Genomic DNA, 4,388 nt, shown 5'->3' with positions numbered 1-4,388 from the left:
GGGCTGTTCGGCGGCGGCACCTCGGGCGAGGGCTGCGACGCCGAGGACCTGCGGCTGCCGGGCGCGCAGGCCGACGTGCTGGCCGAGTTGGCCGCCACCGGCACCCGCGTGGTCGTGGTCGTCGTCTCCGGGCGCCCGTACGCGCTGGGCGAGGTGCACGGATCGGCCGCCGGGCTCGTCCAGGCGTTCATGCCCGGCGAGGAGGGCGGCGCGGCCATCGCCGGCGTGCTGTCCGGCCGGGTCCAGCCGGTCGGCCGGCTGCCCGTGCAGATCCCGCGCGGCCCTGGCGGCCAGCCGGGCACCTACCTGCAGCCGCCGCTGGGCGCCGACAGCCACGGCATCAGCAACCTCGACCCGACGCCGCTGTTCCCCTTCGGCCACGGTGCCTCCTACACCACCTTCGAGCTGTCCGAGCTGCGGATCAGCGACGCGGAGGTGCCCACCGACGGGGAGTTCAGCGTCTCGCTCGCCGTGCGCAACACCGGCGGCCGGGCCGGCGAGGAGGTCGTCCAGCTCTACCTGCGCGACGTGGTGGCCCAGGTCACCCGGCCGGTCCGGCAGCTCACCGGCTACGCCAGGGTCCGGCTCGAACCGGGGGAGAGCACGCGGGTGAGCTTCGCGGTGCACGCCGACCGCACCGCTTTCACCGGTCGCGACCTGCGCCGCGTCGTCGAGCCCGGCGAGATCGAGGTGCTCGCCGGCACCTCGGCGGCCGACCTGCCCTGCCGGGGCACGATCCGGCTGACCGGTCCGGCCCGTCACGTCGGCCACGACCGGCGGCTCGTGACCACCGTCGAGATCGAGAACGAGAAGGGGAGGGCCGACGAAATCGGAAGAACGACCGACAGTGCGAACGGCAGGCAGGGGGGTGCCGATGCCGCCCAGTCCTAGACGGGCCACGCTGGCCACGGTGGCGGCCTCGGCGGGCGTGTCGGTCGCCACCGTCTCGAAGGTGCTGAACGGCCGCAGCGACGTCTCGCCCGCCACGCGGTCGCTGGTGCAGTCGCTGCTGCAGGAGCACGAGTACGTGGCGCCCGCGCCCCGCCGCGAGCCGGCCGGGCTGGCCACCGTCGAGGTGCAGTTCGACACCGACCTGAACGCGTACTCGACGGAGATCGTCCAGGGCGCGGTGGCCGCCGGCGCCGAGGAGGGCGTCGGGATCGTGGTCAGCATCAGGAGCGGCACCGAGCGCACCACCGCCTGGGCCCGCGAGCTGGTCGCGGCAGGCCGGCGCGCGCTGATCGCCGTCACCGGCGAGCTGACCGCCGGGCAGCCCGCCGCGCTGGCCAGGGCCCGGTTACCGCTCGTCCTCATCGACCCGCTCAACCTGCCGCGCACCCGGGTCACCAGCGTCGGCTCGACCAACTTCGCCGGTGGCCTGGCCGCCACCCAGCACCTGCTGTCCCTGGGGCACCGGCGCATCGCCTACATCGGCGGCCCGGCCGCCGCCGCGTGCAACCAGGCGCGGCTGCACGGCTACCGCGCCGCCATGGAGGCCGAGGGCGCGCCCGTGCTGCCCGGATACGTGCGCTCCAGCCACTTCCGCTACCACGACGGGGTGGCGGGCGGGGCGGCGGTGCTCGACCTGCCGCGCGCCCCGACGGCGATCTTCGCGGGCAGCGACGAGATGGCCGTCGGGATCATGGAGGCCGCGCGGGCGCGCGGGCTGCGCATCCCCGAGGACCTCAGCATCGTGGGGTTCGACGACACCCAGATCGCCCAGGTGACCTCGCCGCCGCTGACCACCGTCCGGCAGCCGCTGCGCGAGATGGGCGGGGTGGCGCTGCGCACGGCGCTGCGGCTGGCGGCGGGGGAGCGGATCGACTCCCATCACGTGGAGCTGGCGACGGAACTGGTCGTACGCGGCTCGACCGCCCCGGTGCCACCGCGCTCCTGACCTCCGCCCGCCCGGCGTTCCGGTGTCCTGGCGTCCGGGCGGGAAGAGGCGGCGGGGCGTCGCGGTTGCACCGACCGTGGAGCACAGCGGCGAGGTCGTGGTGATCGGCGCCGGGCAGGCGGGCCTGTCCAGCGCGTACTTCCTGCGCCGGTTCGGCTACGAACCGGTCGTCCTCGACGCGGCCGACGGGCCCGGCGGGGCGTGGCGGCATCGCTCGCCCTCGCTGACCATGGACAAGGTGCACGGCGTCTTCGACCTGCCGGGCCTGCCCGGGGCTCCCGGGCCTGACGGCGGGCGTCCCGCCGCCGAGGAGGTCCCGGCCTACTACGCCGACTACGAGCGCAGGACCGGGCTGAACGTCGTGCGCCCCGTCAAGGTCAGCGCCGTCAGCGACCTGGACGGCACGCGGCTGCTGGTCGAGTCGGACGCGGGGCGATGGGCGGCCCGCGCGGTCGTCAACGCCACCGGCACCTGGACGCGCCCGTACTGGCCCTACTACCCCGGCGCGGCCGGCTTCGGGGGCCGGCAGCTCCACTACGCCGGCTACCGGGGGCCGGCGGAGTTCGCGGGGCGGCGCGTGATCGTGGTAGGCGGCGGGGCGTCGGCGATGCACGTGCTGTCCGAGATCGCCGGCGTGGCCGCCGCGACGGCCTGGGTCACCCGGCGGCCGCCCGTCTTCAGGGACGACGACTTCGGCGAGGAGGCCAGGCGGGAGGCCGTGGCCATGGTCGAGGAGCGCGTCCGTGCCGGGCTGCCGCCGCAGAGCGTCGTCAGCGTGACGGGCCTGACCTACAGCGCCGTCGTCCGCGAGGCCCTGGCGAAGGGCGCGCTCGACCGGCTGCCGATGTTCGGGCGGATCGTGGCGGACGGGGTGGTCTGGGACGACGGCACGTACGTGGCCGCCGACACGATCGTCTGGGCCACCGGCTTCCGCTCCGCGCTCGACCACCTCGCCCCGCTCAAGCTGAGGGAGCCGGGCGGCGGCATCCGGGTGGACGGCACGCAGGTGATCAGGGAACCCCGGCTCCAGCTCGCTGGCTACGGCCCTTCAGCCAGCACCACCGGCGCCAACCGGGCCGGCCGCACGGCCGCCCGCAACGTCCGAGCCCTCCTGAGAGCCCGCCCCCTCACGCCGGCCGCCTGACCGCCGCCCGCTCTTCCGCTCTTCCGCTCTTCCGCTCAAGCCTGCCGCCCTCCCGCCCGCCTGACCCCGTTCCGCCGGCCCGGATCTCCTATGGAGCATCGTGGGATACCGATTCCGACATGTCGGGCGCCAGTCGCTCCGGAGGGGTCGACACACGCCGTGACGCGAGGTTAACGTCCTGACATTAGGATCTTTATCCGGTCAGGAGGTCCCCATCATGGAGGTTCCCGGCTACACGGAGATCCGGGAACTCGGTCATGGCGGGACCGGCCGGGTCATGCTCGCCGTGCGCGACGCCGACGGGCTGCCGGTCGCGGTCAAGCACCTGTCCGCCCCGCTGCGCCAGGACCCCGACTTCGTGGCCCGCTTTCGCGCCGAGGCCCTGCTCATCAAGGAGATCGACAGCCCCCACACCGCCCGCGTGCTCGACTACGTCGAAGACGGCGACGACGCCGTCATCGTGATGGAGCTGGTCGACGGCGTCACGTTGCGGCGGCTGCTGGCGCACGAGGGCGCGACCGGTCCCGAGGCGGCGTTGGTGGTGCTCAAGGGGGCGCTGCTCGGGCTGGCGGAGGCGCACCGGCACGGGGTCGTGCACCGCGACTTCAAGCCGGAGAACGTGATGATCACGCAGGACGGCGACAGCAAGCTCGTCGACTTCGGCGTGGCCGCCCGCTTCGGGGAGAACGCCGAGCTGTCGGGCACGCCGCCGTACATGGCGCCCGAGCAGTGGGACGACGCCCCGGCCGGGGCCGCGACCGATGTGTACGCCGCCGCGCTGGTCTTCTACGAGTGCCTGACCGGCCACCGCGCCTTCGGCGGCGAGAACGTCGCCGCCCTGGCCTACCAGCACCAGCACGTGTCACCGCCGCTGGAGGACGTCGAGGAGCCGCTGCGCCCGCTGCTCGCGCACGGCCTGGCCAAGGACCCCGCGGCGCGGCCGGAGTCGGCGGAGGCGTTCCTGGTCAGGCTGGAGGAGACGGCGCGGGAGGCGTACGGGGAGGAATGGGAGCGGCGCGGACGGACCGGGCTCGCGATCCTGCTCCTGCCGCTGGCCGCCCTGCTGCCCGGCACCGGAGCGGCGGCCTTCGGCGCGGAGAGCGGAGGCGGCGGGACGGCCACGAGCCTGACGCAGAGCACGCTCCCGCCCGCGGGCAAGCTCGCGATGACCGGCGGGCTGGTGGTGGCCACGGCGGCGGCCGTGGTGTCGGCGTTCGTGATCCTCGGGGACGGCCCGGGGCCGGGGACCGGTGGCGCCCTGCCGCCCGACGCGCCCGGCTCGGCCTCCACCGCCGCGCCTGCCGTACCGGAGTCCTCCGAGCCTGTGCCGACGGAACCGTCGGGGCC

Annotated in this window: 4 protein-coding genes; all 4 read left to right on the top strand. The window is 75.0% G+C overall.

The window, feature by feature from the left end; translation table 11 throughout:
- The coding region (locus tag ABFX54_RS56000) for a glycoside hydrolase family 3 C-terminal domain-containing protein (protein ID WP_346115506.1) at nucleotides 1-891 on the top strand (891 nt) is incomplete at its 5' end.
- Nucleotides 875-1,897, top strand: a complete 1,023-nt coding sequence (locus ABFX54_RS55995) for a LacI family DNA-binding transcriptional regulator (RefSeq protein ID WP_346115505.1) — start codon at nucleotides 875-877, stop codon at nucleotides 1,895-1,897. The genes ABFX54_RS56000 and ABFX54_RS55995, both read left to right, overlap by 17 nt.
- Nucleotides 1,898-1,973: 76 nt before the next feature.
- Nucleotides 1,974-3,041, top strand: a complete 1,068-nt coding sequence (locus ABFX54_RS55990) for an FAD-dependent oxidoreductase (RefSeq protein ID WP_346115504.1) — start codon at nucleotides 1,974-1,976, stop codon at nucleotides 3,039-3,041.
- 217 nt (nucleotides 3,042-3,258) lie between these two features.
- A partial coding sequence (locus ABFX54_RS55985) for a serine/threonine-protein kinase (RefSeq protein ID WP_346115503.1) occupies nucleotides 3,259-4,388 on the top strand: 1,130 nt, incomplete at its 3' end.

This window comes from Nonomuraea maheshkhaliensis (assembly GCF_039529435.1).
Taxonomy (GTDB): Bacteria; Actinomycetota; Actinomycetes; order Streptosporangiales; family Streptosporangiaceae; genus Nonomuraea; species Nonomuraea maheshkhaliensis.
This window is presented reverse-complemented; position numbering and strand designations above follow the sequence as displayed.

Excerpts from the sequence above, each read along its gene's own strand:
- ABFX54_RS55995 (WP_346115505.1), top strand. The coding sequence starts at position 875 with ATGCCGCCCAGTCCTAGACGGGCCACGCTGGCCACGGTGGCGGCCTCG.